Origin of the sequence: Microbacterium sp. KHB019, from assembly GCF_037285405.1 — a bacterium.
Lineage (GTDB): Bacteria > Actinomycetota > Actinomycetes > Actinomycetales > Microbacteriaceae > Microbacterium.
On the sequence record NZ_JBBDHF010000001.1, the window covers coordinates 531,204 to 546,525 of the forward strand.

Annotated in this window: 18 protein-coding genes; 9 read left to right on the forward strand and 9 right to left on the reverse strand. The window is 67.6% G+C overall.

The genetic code is table 11. The annotated features are described in order from the left end of the window. Nucleotides 1-71: 71 nt before the first annotated feature. On the reverse strand, nt 72-857 hold the full coding sequence (locus KHB019_RS02625) for an ABC transporter ATP-binding protein (RefSeq protein ID WP_337458029.1): 786 nt from the start codon (nt 855-857) through the stop codon (nt 72-74). A 17-nt stretch (nt 858-874) separates the two neighbouring features. Next, nucleotides 875-2,059 carry a glycogen synthase gene (gene glgA, locus KHB019_RS02630; RefSeq protein WP_230103288.1) on the reverse strand — a complete coding sequence of 395 codons (1,185 nt, stop codon included), beginning with the start codon at nt 2,057-2,059 and terminating at the stop codon, nt 875-877. A gap of 46 nt (nt 2,060-2,105) precedes the next feature. Here glgA and KHB019_RS02635 point away from each other — a divergent pair, with 46 nt between their 5' ends. From KHB019_RS02635 to KHB019_RS02645, 3 genes are all read left to right on the forward strand, one after another. Next, entirely contained in the window at nt 2,106-3,350 is a 1,245-nt protein-coding gene (locus KHB019_RS02635; protein WP_230103289.1) for a glucose-1-phosphate adenylyltransferase, read from the forward strand. A gap of 36 nt (nt 3,351-3,386) precedes the next feature. Beyond that, on the forward strand, nt 3,387-4,022 hold the full coding sequence (gene serB, locus KHB019_RS02640) for a phosphoserine phosphatase SerB (RefSeq protein WP_230103290.1): 636 nt from the start codon (nt 3,387-3,389) through the stop codon (nt 4,020-4,022). A 63-nt stretch (nt 4,023-4,085) separates the two neighbouring features. After that, a complete protein-coding gene (locus KHB019_RS02645) occupies nt 4,086-4,775 on the forward strand; it encodes an alpha/beta fold hydrolase (protein ID WP_230103291.1) in 690 nt (229 codons plus the stop codon). A 10-nt stretch (nt 4,776-4,785) separates the two neighbouring features. Here KHB019_RS02645 and KHB019_RS02650 read toward each other — a convergent pair whose 3' ends face one another. Then, nucleotides 4,786-5,496: a beta-ketoacyl-ACP reductase gene (locus KHB019_RS02650; RefSeq protein ID WP_230103292.1), complete on the reverse strand. Its 711-nt coding sequence runs from the start codon at nt 5,494-5,496 to the stop codon at nt 4,786-4,788. A 131-nt stretch (nt 5,497-5,627) separates the two neighbouring features. On the opposite strand from KHB019_RS02650, the gene KHB019_RS02655 reads away from it, so the two are divergent. The 4 genes from KHB019_RS02655 (at nt 5,628) to KHB019_RS02670 (ending at nt 7,615) form a co-directional block, all read left to right on the forward strand. Beyond that, nucleotides 5,628-6,164, forward strand: a complete 537-nt coding sequence (locus tag KHB019_RS02655) for a DUF4190 domain-containing protein (RefSeq protein ID WP_230103293.1) — start codon at nt 5,628-5,630, stop codon at nt 6,162-6,164. A gap of 76 nt (nt 6,165-6,240) precedes the next feature. After that, nucleotides 6,241-6,606, forward strand: a complete 366-nt coding sequence (locus KHB019_RS02660) for a DUF3099 domain-containing protein (RefSeq protein WP_230103294.1) — start codon at nt 6,241-6,243, stop codon at nt 6,604-6,606. Continuing rightward, on the forward strand, nt 6,603-6,794 hold the full coding sequence (locus KHB019_RS02665; RefSeq protein WP_230103295.1) for a hypothetical protein: 192 nt from the start codon (nt 6,603-6,605) through the stop codon (nt 6,792-6,794). Before KHB019_RS02660 ends, KHB019_RS02665 begins: the two co-directional genes overlap by 4 nt. After that, on the forward strand, nt 6,791-7,615 hold the full coding sequence (locus tag KHB019_RS02670; protein WP_337458030.1) for an SURF1 family cytochrome oxidase biogenesis protein: 825 nt from the start codon (nt 6,791-6,793) through the stop codon (nt 7,613-7,615). The genes KHB019_RS02665 and KHB019_RS02670 overlap by 4 nt, the downstream gene beginning before the upstream one ends. Nucleotides 7,616-7,624: 9 nt before the next feature. On the opposite strand, the gene trmD is transcribed toward KHB019_RS02670, so the two are convergent. The 4 genes from trmD to rpsP are packed head-to-tail and all read right to left on the reverse strand — an operon-like array spanning nt 7,625 to nt 9,593. Then, the gene (trmD, locus tag KHB019_RS02675) at nt 7,625-8,317 is read right to left on the reverse strand and encodes a tRNA (guanosine(37)-N1)-methyltransferase TrmD (RefSeq protein WP_325471494.1); all 693 of its coding nucleotides are present in this window, start codon (nt 8,315-8,317) and stop codon (nt 7,625-7,627) included. Between the two features lie 22 nt (nt 8,318-8,339). After that, nucleotides 8,340-8,963: a ribosome maturation factor RimM gene (rimM, locus tag KHB019_RS02680; protein WP_337458031.1), complete on the reverse strand. Its 624-nt coding sequence runs from the start codon at nt 8,961-8,963 to the stop codon at nt 8,340-8,342. Further along, nucleotides 8,926-9,156, reverse strand: coding sequence for an RNA-binding protein (locus KHB019_RS02685; RefSeq protein WP_337458032.1), 231 nt, complete (start codon nt 9,154-9,156; stop codon nt 8,926-8,928). The genes rimM and KHB019_RS02685 overlap by 38 nt, the downstream gene beginning before the upstream one ends. A 5-nt stretch (nt 9,157-9,161) precedes the next feature. Next, complete coding sequence (gene rpsP, locus KHB019_RS02690) at nt 9,162-9,593, reverse strand: 30S ribosomal protein S16 (RefSeq protein WP_230103300.1); 432 nt, start codon at nt 9,591-9,593, stop codon at nt 9,162-9,164. A 261-nt stretch (nt 9,594-9,854) separates the two neighbouring features. Here rpsP and KHB019_RS02695 point away from each other — a divergent pair, with 261 nt between their 5' ends. Further along, on the forward strand, nt 9,855-10,943 hold the full coding sequence (locus tag KHB019_RS02695) for a glutamate--cysteine ligase (protein WP_443193193.1): 1,089 nt from the start codon (nt 9,855-9,857) through the stop codon (nt 10,941-10,943). A 2-nt stretch (nt 10,944-10,945) separates the two neighbouring features. Here KHB019_RS02695 and glpK read toward each other — a convergent pair whose 3' ends face one another. Then, nucleotides 10,946-12,445 carry a glycerol kinase GlpK gene (glpK, locus tag KHB019_RS02700; RefSeq protein ID WP_337458034.1) on the reverse strand — a complete coding sequence of 500 codons (1,500 nt, stop codon included), beginning with the start codon at nt 12,443-12,445 and terminating at the stop codon, nt 10,946-10,948. Nucleotides 12,446-12,549: 104 nt separating this feature from the next. After that, on the reverse strand, nt 12,550-13,515 hold the full coding sequence (locus KHB019_RS02705; RefSeq protein WP_230103303.1) for a sugar-binding transcriptional regulator: 966 nt from the start codon (nt 13,513-13,515) through the stop codon (nt 12,550-12,552). A gap of 88 nt (nt 13,516-13,603) precedes the next feature. Between KHB019_RS02705 and KHB019_RS02710 the strand changes: the two genes are divergently transcribed. Further along, nucleotides 13,604-15,322 (forward strand): glycerol-3-phosphate dehydrogenase/oxidase, encoded by a 1,719-nt coding sequence (locus KHB019_RS02710; protein ID WP_230103304.1) that lies wholly within the window; start codon nt 13,604-13,606, stop codon nt 15,320-15,322.

A 15,322-nucleotide genomic window follows, 5' to 3' on the forward strand; every position in this document is an offset into this window, starting at 1 on the left:
TGGATTGTGCCAGGAGCGAGGGAAGTCTGCGGCGCGAAAGCACCAAGGATCGATTCTAGCAGATCCTCGGCTCAGGACGTGGCGCGGGCCGCGTAGCGGCCGTCCTCGGCGGACAACGTGATCGGCATGCCGAACGCCTCGGTGAGAGCATCCGCCGTCAAGGTCTGCTCGATCGGGCCGGCCGCGACGACGCCGCCGTTGCGGAGAAGCAGCACGTGCGTGAAACCGACGGGTATCTCCTCGACGTGATGCGTCACCATCACCATCGCCGGTGTGGTCGGCGACGAGGCGTAACCGCTGAGGAGCCCGAGCAGCTCTTCGCGGGCTCCGAGGTCGAGGGACGCTGTGGGCTCATCGAGCAGCAGGAGCTCGGGATCCGTCATCACCGCGCGGGCGATCTGGACGCGCTTCTGCTCGCCGTCGCTGAGCGTGCCGAAAGTGCGATCGGCGAGGTGGTCGAGCTTCCACTCCCCCAGCACGCGCAGCGCGCGGCGCTCGTCGATGTTCTCGTACTGCTCGTTCCATCGGCCGGTGACCGAGTAGGCGGCGGTGAGCACGACGTTCAGGACGCTCTCCTCGCGCGGGATGCGCTTGGCCATCGCCGTGGACGCGAAGCCGATCCGCGGACGGATCTCGAAGACGTCGGTGCGCCCGAGGGTCTCGCCGAGGATCTCGACGCTTCCCGACGTCGGGTGCATGAGCGTGTCGGCCAACTGCAGCAGGGTGGTCTTGCCGGCGCCGTTCGGCCCGAGCACCACCCATCGCTGGTCGTCTGCGACCTGCCAGGTCACATGATCGACGATGTTGCGCCCGTCACGGCGCACGACGACATCGGTGAAATCAAGAGCGCTCGGCATGCACCCAGCCTATCGGCTCAGTCGATCAGCTCCGCGTAGAGGGCGCGCGTGGTGTCGGCGATCGCCGCCCAGCTGAACTCGCGTGCGGCTCGCTCCCGCCCGGCGCGGCCGTACTCGGCGGCACGGTCGACATCGGAGACGACCTCGGTGAGAACGGCTGCGAGATCGGCGACGAACCGGTCGGGGTCGAGCGGTGTTCCCGTCCCGTCCTGCGCCTGATCGATCGGGACGAGGCGGCCTGTGACGCCGTCGTCCACGACCTCGGGGATGCCGCCGGTGGCCGTGCCGACGACGGCTGCTCCGCACGCCATCGCCTCGAGGTTCACGATGCCGAGGGGTTCATAGACCGATGGGCATACGAATGTCGTGGCCGCCGCGAGGATCGCGCTGAGCTGTTCGCGGGGCAGCATCCGTTCGATCCAGATCACGCCCTCACGGGACTGCTGGAGGCGGCGCACCCCCTCCTGCACCTCGGCCATGATCTCCGGCGTATCAGGGGCCCCTGCGCAGAGCACGAGTTGCACGTCCGGCGGCAGCAGCTCCGCCGCGCGGAGCAGGTACGGCAGGCCCTTCTGCCTCGTGATGCGTCCGACGAACACCACGGACGGGCGTGTCGGATCCATCCCGACAGACGCCAGGAACTCCGGGTCGTCGACGGGCTTCCACCGGTCGACGTCGATGCCGTTGTGGATCACGCGCACTCGCGCGGGGTCGACGTTCGGATAGCTGCGCAGGATGTCCGCCCGCATACCGGCGGACACGGCGACGATAGCTGTGGCGTTCTCGTAGGCGAGCTTCTCGACTCCGCTGGAGACCGCGTAGCCGCCGCCGAGCTGTTCGGCCTTCCACGGCCGCAACGGCTCGAGGCTGTGCGCGGTGAGCACGTGCGGGATGCCGTGCAGCTGCGATGCGAGGTGCCCGGCGAAGTTCGCGTACCAGGTGTGGCTGTGGACCAAGTCGGCTCCAGCGACGTCGGAGACCATCGTGAGGTCGGTGCCGAGCGTCTGCACGGCGGGATTCGCATCCGCAAGCTCGCGAGGCGTCCGGTACGACTGCGTCCCCGGCTCGGAGCGCTCGGCACCGAACGCGCGCACCCGCACGTCGATGGATTCGCGCAACGCGGCGACGAGCTCGGCGACGTGCACTCCAGCGCCCCCGTAGATCTCCGGTGGGTACTCTTTGCTGATCATGTCCACGCGCATGTCTGAACGCTAGTACAGCGACCCGTTCGGGTTCTATGGTGGAGCCATGGCAGCCCCAAAGAAGGTCTTCGGCATCATCCTCGCCGGCGGTGAGGGCAAGCGGCTCATGCCGCTGACAGCGGATCGCGCCAAGCCGGCCGTTCCGTTCGGCGGCCAGTATCGGCTGATCGATTTCGCGATCTCGAACCTCATCAATTCGGGCCTGCGCCAGATCGTGGTGCTCACCCAGTACAAGTCGCACAGCCTCGACCGTCACATCACGCAGACCTGGCGGATGTCGGCACTGCTGGACTCGTACATCACCTCGGTCCCGGCGCAGCAGCGTCTGGGCAAGCGCTGGTTCTCGGGTTCTGCGGACGCGATCCTGCAGAGCCTGAACCTCATCAACGACGAGAAGCCGGACATCGTCGTCGTCATCGGCGCCGACCATGTGTACCGGATGGATTTCCAGCAGATGGTGGATGCGCACATCGCCTCTGGTGCCGCGGCGACCGTCGCCGGCATCCGTCAGCCGCTCGCCCTCGCGAACCAGTTCGGCGTGATCGATGCCGACCCCGACGGATCGGGACGGATCCGCGCATTCCTCGAGAAGCCGACGGATGCCACGGGTCTCGCCGATTCGCCGCACGAGGTGCTCGCGTCCATGGGCAACTACATCTTCGACGCCGACGCCCTGATCGCGGCGGTGGAGGCCGACGGAGAGGTCGCCACCTCGAACCACGACATGGGCGGCGACATCATCCCCTACTTCGTCGAGCGAGGCGAGGCGGCGTACTACGACATGAAGCAGAACGACGTGCCGGGTTCCTCGCCGCGTGATCGCGCCTACTGGAGAGACGTCGGCACCATCGACTCCTTCTTCGACGCGCACATGGATCTCATCGCGACGCTGCCGGTGTTCAACCTGTACAACACGCTGTGGCCGATCCGCACGCAGAGCGTGAACGCGCCCCCTGCGAAGTTCGTCCGCGACGCCGTCGGCCGCATCGGCAACGCGATCGACTCGATCGTGTCACCGGGTTCTGTGCTCTCGGGCACGCACCTGGAACGCAGTGTCATCGGGCCAGGCACCCTCGCCGCAGGCGGCTCGACGATCACCGACTCGGTGGTCTTCGACGGGGTCGTCGTCGGCCAGGGAGCGCGGGTTCACCGAGCGGTGCTCGACAAGAACGTCGTGATGCTCGACGGGGCGACGGTGGGCGTCGACCGCGACCGCGATCTGGACCGCGGATTCACCGTGACCGAGTCCGGGATCACCGTGGTCGGCAAGGGCGAGCTCATCGAACGCTGATCAGCGGGCCATCGATTCGGCGCTACGCTCGATCGCGTGACTGCTGCGCGTTTCCTCGTCGTCCTCGATGCCGATTCCACGCTGATCCAGGATGAGGTGATCGAACTCCTCGCCGATGAGGCGGGTCGACGCGACGAGGTGCAGGCCGCCACAGAAGCCGCGATGCGCGGCGAGATCGACTTCGCCACGAGCCTGCGCTCACGCGTCCACGCGCTGACCGGTGTCGGAACTCGTTCCTTCGAGCGCGTGCGCGCCAGGGTCAGGCCGACGATCGGCGTCCGCGAGCTCACGTCCGCGATTCACGAGCGCGGAGGTGTCGTCGGCGTCGTCTCCGGCGGGTTCCACGAGATCCTCGATCACGTCGCCCCGGAGCTGGGCGTGGATCGATGGCGCGCGAATCGCCTGGCCGTCACGGATGACGCTCTGACCGGTGCTGTCGACGGCGAGATCGTGGATGCCACGGTCAAGGCGGGTTCGCTGATCGACTGGGCACGCGAGCTCGGTGTTCCTCGGCGCGCGACGATCGCGATCGGCGACGGCGCGAACGATCTCGAGATGATGGCGGTTGCCGGGCTCGGGCTCGCGTTCAACGCCAAGCCCATGGTGCGCGCGTCCGCGGATCTCGTGATCGGCCAACAGGATCTGCGCGCGGTCATCCCACTGCTGCCGTGATGTTCCCCGGGCTCGATCGCCCATGTCTGGTCGATGTCCGAGGGTTCGCGTAACGTTCGCGACATGGACATCATTCTCGTGCCTGGTCTCTGGCTGGATGCCTCCTCGTGGGACGATGTCGTCCCTGCCCTCGAGGCCGCTGGGCTCCGCCCGGTCCCGGTGACGCTTCCCGGCCTCGGCGAACCCGCCGAGACATCGGCCGGCATCGGCATCTCCGACTGGGTCGACGCCGTGGTGCAGCAGATCGATGCGGCGTCCGAACCCGTCGTGCTCGTCGGGCACAGCGGCGGCGGCAACGTCGTGTGGGGTGCGGCCGACGCCAGGACAGACAGGGTGGCGCGGGTGATCTTGGTCGACACCGTGCCGCCTCCGCCCGAATCGGTCATCTCCGAGTTCGCGCTCGTCGACGGTGTCATCCCGTTCCCCGGGTGGGACTTCTTCCCCGATCAGGACGTCTACGACCTCGATGAGCAGACTCGGGCTCGCACCCTTCCGCTGACGCGTTCCGTGCCGGCGCGCGTACCGACCGACCCCATCCAGCTCAGCGGTGCACGGCACACCGTGCCCGTGACCATGCTCATGGGCGGGATGAGTGCGGAAGAGTTGGAGAGCGAGCTCGACCAGTGGGGCTCATACGGCGACGAGTACCGCGCGCTCCGCGACGTCACCGTCACAAAGGTCGGCAGCGGGCACTGGCCGCAGTTCTCGCAGCCCGCACGGCTGGGCGAGCTGATCGCCGCCGCCGCCCGCTAGGTTTCGTTGGTCAGTGGCCCATTCCCAGGCCGCCGTCGACGGGGATGACCGCGCCGGAGATGTAGGCAGCGTCGTCGCCGGCGAGCCAGGTGACGACACCCGCGACCTCTTCCGGCGTCGCGAAGCGGGCAGCAGGGATGTTCGCCTTGTACTGCTTCTGGGTCTCTTCAGGCAGTTCGGCCGTCATGTCGGTCTCGATGAAGCCGGGGGCGACGACGTTGGCCGTGATGCCTCGGGCGCCGAGTTCACGAGTGAGCGAGCGCGCGAACCCGACCAGCGCGCTCTTCGACGCGGAGTAGTTGACCTGTCCTGCGGAGCCGTACAGGCCCACCACGCTCGAGATCAGGATCACGCGGCCGAACCGTGCTCGCAGCATGCCCTTCGAAGCCCGCTTGACCACGCGGAACGTGCCGCCGAGGTTCGTCGCGACCACACTGTCGAAGTCGTCCTCGCTCATCCGCATGAGCAGCGTGTCCTTGGTGATGCCTGCGTTGGCCACGACGACTTCGACGGGGCCGAGCTTGTCCTCGACCTCGGTGTACGCCGCGTCGATGGAGGCGGCATCCGTCACGTCGGCGCGCACCGTGAGCGTGCCCTCCGGACCCTCACCGCTTCGGGCCGTGACGGCGACGCGGTATCCGTCGCGGACGAACCGCTCCGCGATCGCGCGGCCGATGCCGCGATTGCCGCCGGTGACGAGGACGACGCGTTCTGAACTCATGAGTGCACTCCCGGAGGGCTGTTCGAAGGGACCCGAGCCATCCTATCCGGGCACATCTCCCCGCCCCGGGACACGAGATTCACGACAAGATGGATACGACCACCGAACGGCATCCGATGAAAGGTACCGCGATGAGCGACAGCACGAACCAGGGCGATCACCCGGCGCTTCCGCCGCAGGCCCCGCCCTACTCGCCACCGCCCGCAGCCGCGCAGTATCCGGCGCAGCCCGCTCAGCCGCCGTACCCCGCTCAGCCGCCGTACCCCGCGGCACAGCAGTACCCGCCGCAACAGCAGTACCCGGCTCAGCAGCAGTACCCGGCCGCGCAGCCGTATCCCGGAACTCAGCAGTACCCCGGCGTCCAGCCGTACGCACCGTCCCGGCCGACCAGCGGTCTCGCTGTGACGTCTCTCATCACCGGCATCGCAGGAATCGTCCTGAGCTGGGCCTTCCTGCCGCTGCTCGCCTCGATCGCCGCCGTGATCACCGGTCACATGGCGCTCAAGCAGACACGCACCAACCCGGCACTCGGCGGACGAGGCATGGCGATCGCCGGCCTCATCCTCGGGTACGTCGGGGTCGCGATCCTCGCCTTGACCCTCATCTTCGGGATCCTCTCGCTCTTCGTCATCGGCAGCGCGGGCTTCGTGCCCTTCCTGCTGTCCTGACACGCGTGCCCCGACGCGGCGATCCTGCCGCGATTGCGACTCCGGCATCGCCCGCGCGGCGTAGGCTGGAGAGATCGTGAAACAGTCGCATGCCGCACCTGTGACCTCGCTCCCGCAATCCCCGCAGGACGAGGCATCCGGTCGTGTGCGCCGGTACTGGATCACCATGGGGATCCGAATGGTGTGCTTCGCGCTGACCGTGCTCGTGACGCCGTACGGCTGGTACACCTGGGTGTTCGCGGCAGCGGCTGCGATCCTGCCGTACATCGCCGTCGTGTTCGCGAATGCGGTGAGTCCGACGGCCACGCCCCCGGCCGAGTCGCCGACGCAGGAGCTCAGCGCCCCGGCTCCTGCGGCGCCTCCCGCTGCCGCCGATCCGACCATCATCACGATCCAGGAGCGTCCAGCTGTGACCGAACGCCGCGAGGACGACGAGAAGTGACGCACGAATGCTCCCGCGCCGGCTGCCGGCGCGACGCGACGCAGCACATCGTGTGGCGCAACCCGCGGATCCACAGTGCCGATCGCGAGAAGATCTGGCTCGCCTGCGATGAGCATGCGGTGTTCCTGCGCGATTATCTGGCGGCGCGGGACTTCCCCGTCGCCGTCCGTGAGGGGCTTCCTGCGTGAACAACCGGTTCGTCCGCTGGGGCGTCTACCTCCTCATCGCAATCGCCTTCGCGATCGCCTGCGTCTTCCTTTCGCAGTGGCAGTTCGACCGCAACGAGACCCGCGCCGCGGACATCGCGCTGGTCGAGCAGAACTACGACGCCGACCCGGTGCCGCTGGACGACCTGATCGGAACCGACGGCGGGCTCGGCACCGACGACGAATGGCACCCTGTTCTGCTTCAGGGCGAGTACCTCGCCGACGAACAGGTCCTCGTTCGCAACCGTCCGCACGGCGGGACAAGCGCGTTCGAGGTTCTGGTGCCCTTCCAGAACGAGGACGGCAGGATCCTCATCGTCGACCGCGGCTGGGTTCCGGCAGGCGAAGGCGATACCCCGGATGCCGTCCCCGCGCCGCCGTCCGGCACCGTGGAGGTCACTGTCCGCCTGCGGCCGGGCGAACAGCTTCCGTCTTCGGGACGCAGCGCCCCCGAGGGACAGGTGCCGACGATCCACCTGCCGACCGTCGCAGCCGGCCTCGACGGCGACGTCGTGACCAGCGCCTACGGCCGGCTCGTCGACGAGACCCCGTCACCGGAGACAGCACTCGGAGGGTTCGAGTCGCCGACCGACGATCCGGGCCCGCACCTGTCCTACGCGATCCAGTGGATCCTGTTCGGCGTGATGGGTTTCATCTTCATCTTCTACATGATCCGCACCGAGGTGCAGAAGCATCGCGAAGAGGCGGAAGGCCGTCCCGCTGCGGCTCCGAAGGTGCGCCGGCGCGACCGGGATGCCGCCGTCGAGGACGAACTCCTCGACGAGGTCGACAGCGGGCGCTGAGCCCCGCCGTCAGTCAGCGAGCAGATCGGGGCGGCGCAGCCGCGTGCGCTCAAGCTGCTGCGCGCGTCGCCAGGAGGCGATGGCCGCATGGTTGCCGCTGAGGAGCACATCCGGCACCGCGCGCTCGCGCCACGCCGAGGGCTTCGTGTACGACGGGTACTCGAGGAGCCCGTCCTCGTGGGATTCCTCGACGAGACTCTCCGGGTTGCCGACGACACCGGGGATGAGTCGTCCGACGGCTTCGATCATCGCCATCGCGGCGACCTCTCCCCCGTTGAGCACGTAGTCGCCGAGGCTGACGAGGCGGACTTCGCCCAGGGTGGCGGCGTACTCGAAGACGCGCTCGTCGATCCCCTCGTAGCGGCCGCAGCCGATGATGAGATGCTCGCGTTCGGCGAAGCTGCGGGCCGTCGCCTGTCGGAACACCTCGCCGGCCGGTGACGGGAAGATGATGGTCGGGCGTTCGGTGCCGGACTCGCCGGTCAGCTCGTCCAGTGCGAGCGCCCACGGCTCCGGCTTCATGACCATGCCGGCGCCGCCGCCGTAGGGCGTGTCGTCGACGGTGCGGTGTCGATCGCTCGTCCAGTCGCGCAGGTCGTGGACGCGCAGATCCAGGATGCCGGATTCGCGCGCTTTGCCGAGCAGCGAGAGCGCGAGACCGTCGAAGTACGACGGGAAGATCGAGATGACGTCTACGCGCATGGGGCGATCGTACTCAGCACCGTCAGTCGGCGTCTTCGGCAGCGGCCGCGCCGTCGGCTTCAGGGAGCTCTTCGAACAGCCCTGGGGGCGGCGTGACAGTGACGCGGCCGGCGGCGATGTCGACGGACGGAACGATGGCCTCCACAAACGGGACCATCACCTCGCGCTCGCTCGCCTTGATGATGAGCAGGTCCTGCGCAGGCATGTGCTCGACGCGCACGACCTTGCCGATCACCGCGTCCTCCCGGACGACATCGAGGCCGACGAGCTGGTGGTCGTACCACGCGTTGTCCTCGGGCTCGTCGGCATCCTGGTCGATCCACAGGATGGCGCGTACGAGTCCTTCCGCACCCTCGCGGTCATCGACGCCGTCGATGAACACCACGGGGTTGCCGTTCATCACGCGGTACTCGCGGACGGTGATCGACTTGCCGTGCCACGGAGATGCCTCTGGCACCTGCAACGTGAACTCGGCCCCGGGGACGAAACGTCGCTCCGGGTTGTCGGTGTACAGCTCGAGCTTGAGCGCGCCCTTGAGGCCGTGGGCCTTCACGAGGCGGCCGACGCGCAGCTGGTTCTTGCCCTGGCCCCTGTCGCCCTGGACCACGTCAGTCGTCCGCGACGTCGACGCGGACACGCTGCCCATCTGCCAGGGCGGAGATGAGCGTGCGCAGTGCCTTCGCGGTGCGGCCGCCGCGCCCGATCACGCGTCCTCGGTCCTCGGGGTGCACGCGCACCTCGAGGAGGTCGCCTCGCGGCGAAGTGGAGGAGCTGATGCGGACATCGTCCGGGTGATCGACGATTCCCTTGACGATGTGTTCGAGCGCGGCGGCGAGCACGGCGATTACTCTGCGTCGGCGGCGGGAGCCTCAGCGGCCTCCGCGTCGGCGGCGGGAGCCTCCTCAGCAGGAGCCTCCTGCTTCTTCTCAGCCTTCGGCTTCACGACGGACTTCTTCGCCGAGTCGACCTCGAACGGAGCCTTGGGCTCTGCGACCTGGACGGTGGACTTCGCGTCCTTGTCGCCCTTGAACTTGCCCCAGTCGCCCGTGAGCTTGAGGATGGCGGCGACCTGCTCGGTCGGCTGAGCACCGACGGACAGCCAGTACTGCGCGCGCTCCGAGTCGACCTCGATGAACGAGGGCTGCTCAGTCGGGTGGTACTTGCCGATCTCTTCGATGACGCGACCGTCGCGCTTGGTCTTCGAGTCGGCGACGACGATGCGGTAGTAAGGCGCGCGGATCTTGCCCAGGCGCTTGAGACGAATCTTTACAGCCACGATTCTCCTGAATGGTGTGGAAGGAACGAACTGATCGCCTGGAGAGTGGGGTGCACACCCGGCGGAAGCTCAAATGAGTGGACGCGGTCTGGATAGAGGGTCGAGAACGTCGTCCGACCTTCTATTCTGCCAGATCCCGCGCCGCACGCGAAACCACGCGACACGCATGTCGGGAGTTACGGGGCGGCGTGTCAGACTGTGCTCGTGAAGCAGGAGTTCGCAGATTCGCCGCGCTCGACAGTCGGTCTCGAGTGGGAGATCATGCTCGCCGATCCCGACTCGGGTGATCTGGTCGGGCGCGCACCGGAGCTTCTCACTGCGCTCGAGGACGAGAGCGCACCTGAACGCCACACCGTCACCGGCGAGCTCCTCACCAACACGATCGAGGTGACCAGCGGCATCGGCGACTCCGTCGAGCACGCCATCGGCGACATCGCGGCGGCCATCGCGGCTGTCAGGGCACGTACCGACCCGGCCGGCGTCGAGCTGCTCTCTGCGGGGAGCCACCCGTTCGCGCAGTGGTTCGACCAGCGCGTCACCGACAAGAGCCGCTATCACAAGCTCATCGAGCGCACCCAGTGGTGGGGACGCAACATGATGATCTGGGGCATCCACGTCCACATCGGCGTCGAGGATCGTGACAAGGTGATGCCGATCATCGGCGCGCTTTCGGCGTACCTGCCGCATCTGCAGGCCCTCACATCGTCGAGTCCGTTCTGGGCGGGTGAGCGAACCGGCTACGCCTCCAACCGCGCCCTCGTGTTCCAGCAGCTGCCGACCGCCGGACTCCCCTGGCCGATGCGCGATTGGTCCGACTTCGAGCGCTATCTCGACGACATGGTGCGAACGGGCGTGATGGCGGACGCCACCGAGGTGCGCTGGGACATCCGGCCGGCCCCGCGCTGGGGCACGATCGAGGTCCGGGCATGCGACGGCCTCTCCACCCTGACCGAGATGGCGGCGATCGCCGCGCTCGTGCAGGTTCTCGTCGAGCATCTCTCCCGCCGCCTGGATGCCGGTGAGACGCTGCCGACCATGCCGCCGTGGTTCCACCGCGAGAACAAGTGGCGCGCTGCGCGATACGGCCTGGAGGCGCGGGTCATCGTCCACGAGGACGGCTCCCAGCGCCTGATCCGCGAGCACGTGTCGGAACTGCTGAGCGAGCTCTCACCGGTCGCCGAAGAGCTGCACTGCGGTGCGGAGTTCGCCGGTGTGCGCGACATCCTCAGTTCCGGTGCGAGCTACGAGCGTCAGCTTCGCGTGGCGGATGCCGCCGACGGCGACCTGCACGAGGTCGTCCACCATCTGATCCGCGAGTTCCGCTCCGGGCCGGGCGTCCCTGTGGTCTGAGCTCAGTTCTCGTCGACCCAGTCGAATGTACGCGTGACGGCCTTGCGCCACCGCGCGAGCAGCCGCTCGCGCTTCTCGTCGTCGATGCCGGGCTCCCAGCGCTCGTCCTCCCGCCACATGGCCCTGAGCTCATCGCAATCAGCCCAGACGCCCACCGCGAGTCCTGCGGCGTAGGCGGCACCGAGCGCTGTCGTCTCGATGACGGCGGGGCGGACGACGGGTAGGCCGAGCACATCGGCCTGGAACTGCATGAGGGTGTCGTTGCCGACCATGCCGCCGTCGACGCGGAGCTCTTCGAGCTTCACCTGGGTGTCGGCTGTCACGGCATCCAGCACCTCCCTGGTCTGGAAGGCGACCGCCTCGAGCGCCGCACGCGCGATGTGGCCCTTGTTCGCGAACCGCGTGAGGCCGAGGATCGCGCCGCGCGCATCCGGTCGCCAGTAGGGGGCGAACAGACCGGAGAAGGCCGGCACGATGTAGACGCCCCCGTTGTCCTCGACGCTCAGCGCCAGGGACTCGACGTCAGGCGCCTGATCGAACAGGCCCAGGTTGTCGCGCAGCCACTGCACCAAGGATCCGGTCACTGCGATCGATCCCTCCAGCGCGTAGCGGGGTGCTTCATCGCCGAGCTGGTAGGCGACCGTGGTGATGAGGCCGTTCTCGCTCTCGACGATCTCCTCTCCTGTGTTCACGATGAGGAAGTTCCCCGTGCCGTAGGTGTTCTTCGACTCTCCGCGCTCGAACGCGGCCTGGCCGAAGGTCGCGGCCTGCTGGTCTCCGAGGATCGCCGCGATCGGAGTGCCGTCGAGAGCGGTACCCTTGGCCTCCCCGTAGAGCTCCGACGATGAGCGGATGCTGGGCAGCATTGCCCTCGGCACGCCGAACGCGCTGAGCAGACCGTCGTCCCAGTCCAACGTGCGCAGGTCCATCAGGAGGGTTCGGCTGGCGTTGGTGACGTCGGTGGCGTGGACGCCGCCGTCCGGACCGCCGGTCAGATTCCACAGCACCCAGGTGTCAGGCGTGCCGAACAGCAGGTCGCCGGTCTCCGCGCGCTCTCTGGCGCCGTCGACGTTCTCGAGAATCCACGCGATCTTGGACGCGGAGAAGTATGTCGCGAGCGGCAGTCCGGTGATGTCCGCGAAACGACGGATGCCGCCGTCCGCCGCGAGCTCGTCGATGAGCGGCTGCGTGCGGGTGTCCTGCCAGACGATCGCGTTGCAGATCGGCTCCCCTGTGCTGCGGTCCCAGACGATCGCCGTCTCACGCTGATTCGTGATCCCGATTCCGGCGACCTCCGACGCGTCGATGCCTGCGGCCTCGAGCGCCTCGCCGATCACGGCACTGGTGTTGGTCCAGATCTCGGCGGCGTCATGTTCGACCCATCCGGCGCGCGGGAAGATCTGCTCGTGCTCGCGCTGACCTGTTGCGACGATGGTGCCGTTGTCGTCGAAGACGATGGCCCGACTGCTGGTGGTGCCCTGATCGATGGCGACGATGTGCATAGGTTGTTCTCTCCAGCCGGTGACGGCGTTGTCTGGTCTGATCCACAGCCTAGGGCGGCCGGCGTCTCACGCCCCGCGTGCGTGCACGAACGTGCAGCTCGAGCTCACGTTCCGACGAGCTGGTCCGCGAGATGCTCGTCGAGGATCAGGTCGGTGATGAGCCGCGCTGCGATCGCGCCACGAAGGCTCGCGAGCTTCTGGGTTCCCGAGACGACGCAGATCCGCCGGGCGGCACGAGCGAGCACCGAGAAGCCGGGCCCCGTGGCCCGGCGGTTCAGTTCGATGTCCTTCCAGCTCCCGTCCTCACGGTAGAAGACCGTCGCGACGTCCCCGACGATCCTCCCGTCGCGGATGCTCCGATAGTCGGAGCGGTCGAGATAACCGCCGATGTAGACGCGACTCGGCACCTCAGCGAACGGTGAGCCGAGACCGAATATCACGACGTCGGCGCGTGATTGCAGGTCCAGGACGCGCCGGGTGCTGCGCTCGCGCCACATGGCCTCCTTCGTCATCGGATCGTCGAAGAACGCGGGCACGGGGAACTGCTGGACTGCGGCCCCGAACGCCTGGCCGAAGCGGTGCAGGATCTCGCTGGCATAGTCGACACCGCTCGTGAACGTGTTGCCTGCCCCGTTGAGCTGCACCACGGTCGAGTTGTGCGTCTCCTTCTTCGGCAGGTGCCTGCTGATGGCATCCAGGGTCGATCCCCAGGCGATGCCTACCGTCATGTTCGAGTCGATGTGCAGTGGAAGCTGTCGTGCGGCGCTGAGCGCCACCCGCTCGAATCTCTCCACGTCCGAGAGCGTCCGCGGCGCGGGGACGACATGAGCGGCGATCCCGAAACGGGCTCGGATCGCCTCCTCGAGCCGGAGCTCCTGGCCCTGCGGCGGATGGATGCGCACCTCGACGAGACCGGTCTCCCGCGCATGGCTGAGAAGACGAGACACCGACGACCTCGAGGTTCCGAGTTCGGTCGCGATGGCATCCATCGTCATGTCCTGGAGGTAGTAGAGCTGGGCCGCCCGAAGGGCGGATGCCACCTTCGGGTCATCCGGTGATCGATCGGGCATCGCGTTCTCCTTGCACGTTCGTGCAGCCCGCTTGCGCAGGTGTGCTGACCGGCTCAGGATATACGGTGAGGCACCAACGAGGAGAGATATGAGCGCGGTCAGCATCCCGAACGAGCGAGCGAGCGTCACGGCAGTGCGCGAGAGCGGACGCACGAGCGTCATCGTGATCGGTGCGGGCATCAACGGCATCTCGACCTTCCGCGACCTCGCGATGCAGGGCGTCGATGTTCTGCTCGTCGAGCGCGCAGATTTCGCCTCCGGTGCGACGGCAGCTTCGAGCCACATGATCCACGGCGGCATCCGATACCTCGAGAACGGCGAGTTCCGCCTCGTCAAGGAGTCCGTTCAGGAACGCAACGGCCTGCTCAAGATCGCACCGCATTACGTCAAGCCCCTGCAGACGACGATTCCGATCTACTCGACGTTCTCCGGCATCTTCACCGCCCCCCTGCGTTTCCTGACGCACAAGCAGGGAAAGCCGCAGGAGCGCGGGGCATTCCTGATCAAGATCGGCCTGACGCTCTACGACACGTTCTCCCGCGACGGCGGCAACGTGCCGCGGCACCGTTTCGTGGGTCGCAAGAAGTCACTCGAGCAGCTGCCGCAGCTCGACCCGGCCATCAAGTACACCGCCACGTACTACGACGCATCGATCCACGACCCGGAACGCCTCGCGCTCGACGTTCTTCGCGACGGCCAGGCCGCGCACGCGGGCGCCAGGGCGCTGAACTACGTCGAAGCCGCGGGGCTCGTTCCCGAAGGACTCCTCCTGCGCGATCTCGAGACCGGCAGCGAGTTCCCCGTGCAGGCCGACGTCATCGTCAACGCCTCCGGACCATGGACCGATCTGACCAACGAGACGCTCGGCACCGATACGGCTTTCATGGGCGGCACCAAGGGCTCGCATATCGTTCTCGACCACCCCGAGCTGCTGGACGCCACGGGCGGCCGCGAGATCTTCTTCGAGCACTCCGACGGCCGCATCGTACTGATCTATCCGCTCAAGGGCCGCGTGCTCGTCGGCACCACGGACCTGGAAGCCGATCCTCGTGAGCCCGCGCTGTGCACGGAGGAGGAGGTCGACTACTTCTTCGACCTCATCGGGCACGTGTTCCCGACGATCGCTGTCGACCGTTCGCAGATCGTCTACCGCTACTCCGGCATCCGTCCGCTCCCTCACCACGACGACACCGCGCCCGGATTCGTGTCACGCGACTATCGGATCGAGCGCCGCAAGGACGCTGGGCTCCCGACCGTGTTCAGCCTCGTCGGAGGCAAGTGGACCACATTCCGCGCGCTCGGTGAGAATCTCGCCGACCACGTGCTCGAGGAGCTGGGCCGCCGGCGAAGCGTCGGCACCGCCGGCGTCCGGATCGGCGGCGGCAACGGCTACCCCAAGACGCCGCGACGCAAGCTCGAGTGGCTGCGCGAGAACGTCGGCGATGACGAGCGCGGTCGCGTGCTGTTCACCCGGTACGGGACCAGGGCAGCGGAGGTCGCGTCGTACATCGCGGATGGCGAGGACGCACCGCTCGTGGGCGTCGCACTGTCGACACGCGAGCTCGCGTGGATGGTCGAGCACGAGATGGTGCGGCATGTCGCGGACGTGATCTTCCGGCGCACGAGTCTCGCGTTCACGGGTGATGCCGACGCCGGTGTGGTGCGTACGATCGCGGCCGTGCTCGCGCCTCTCATGGACTGGGACTCGGTGCGAGTGGATGCCGAGATCGACGACGCCCTCACCCAGCTGCGCGAGGCGCACGGCGTCGGCATCGCCGCGGAGGCCGCAGCAGACGTGAGCTCCTGA

Excerpts from the sequence above, each read along its gene's own strand:
- KHB019_RS02625 (WP_337458029.1), bottom strand. The coding sequence starts at position 857 with ATGCCGAGCGCTCTTGATTTCACCGATGTCGTCGTGCGCCGTGACGGG.
- glgA (WP_230103288.1), bottom strand. The coding sequence starts at position 2,059 with ATGCGCGTGGACATGATCAGCAAAGAGTACCCACCGGAGATCTACGGG.
- KHB019_RS02635 (WP_230103289.1), top strand. The coding sequence starts at position 2,106 with ATGGCAGCCCCAAAGAAGGTCTTCGGCATCATCCTCGCCGGCGGTGAG.
- KHB019_RS02645 (WP_230103291.1), top strand. The coding sequence starts at position 4,086 with ATGGACATCATTCTCGTGCCTGGTCTCTGGCTGGATGCCTCCTCGTGG.
- KHB019_RS02650 (WP_230103292.1), bottom strand. The coding sequence starts at position 5,496 with ATGAGTTCAGAACGCGTCGTCCTCGTCACCGGCGGCAATCGCGGCATC.
- KHB019_RS02655 (WP_230103293.1), top strand. The coding sequence starts at position 5,628 with ATGAGCGACAGCACGAACCAGGGCGATCACCCGGCGCTTCCGCCGCAG.
- trmD (WP_325471494.1), bottom strand. The coding sequence starts at position 8,317 with ATGCGCGTAGACGTCATCTCGATCTTCCCGTCGTACTTCGACGGTCTC.
- rimM (WP_337458031.1), bottom strand. The coding sequence starts at position 8,963 with ATGGGCAGCGTGTCCGCGTCGACGTCGCGGACGACTGACGTGGTCCAG.
- KHB019_RS02695 (WP_443193193.1), top strand. The coding sequence starts at position 9,855 with ATGCTCGCCGATCCCGACTCGGGTGATCTGGTCGGGCGCGCACCGGAG.
- glpK (WP_337458034.1), bottom strand. The coding sequence starts at position 12,445 with ATGCACATCGTCGCCATCGATCAGGGCACCACCAGCAGTCGGGCCATC.
- KHB019_RS02705 (WP_230103303.1), bottom strand. The coding sequence starts at position 13,515 with ATGCCCGATCGATCACCGGATGACCCGAAGGTGGCATCCGCCCTTCGG.
- KHB019_RS02710 (WP_230103304.1), top strand. The coding sequence starts at position 13,604 with ATGAGCGCGGTCAGCATCCCGAACGAGCGAGCGAGCGTCACGGCAGTG.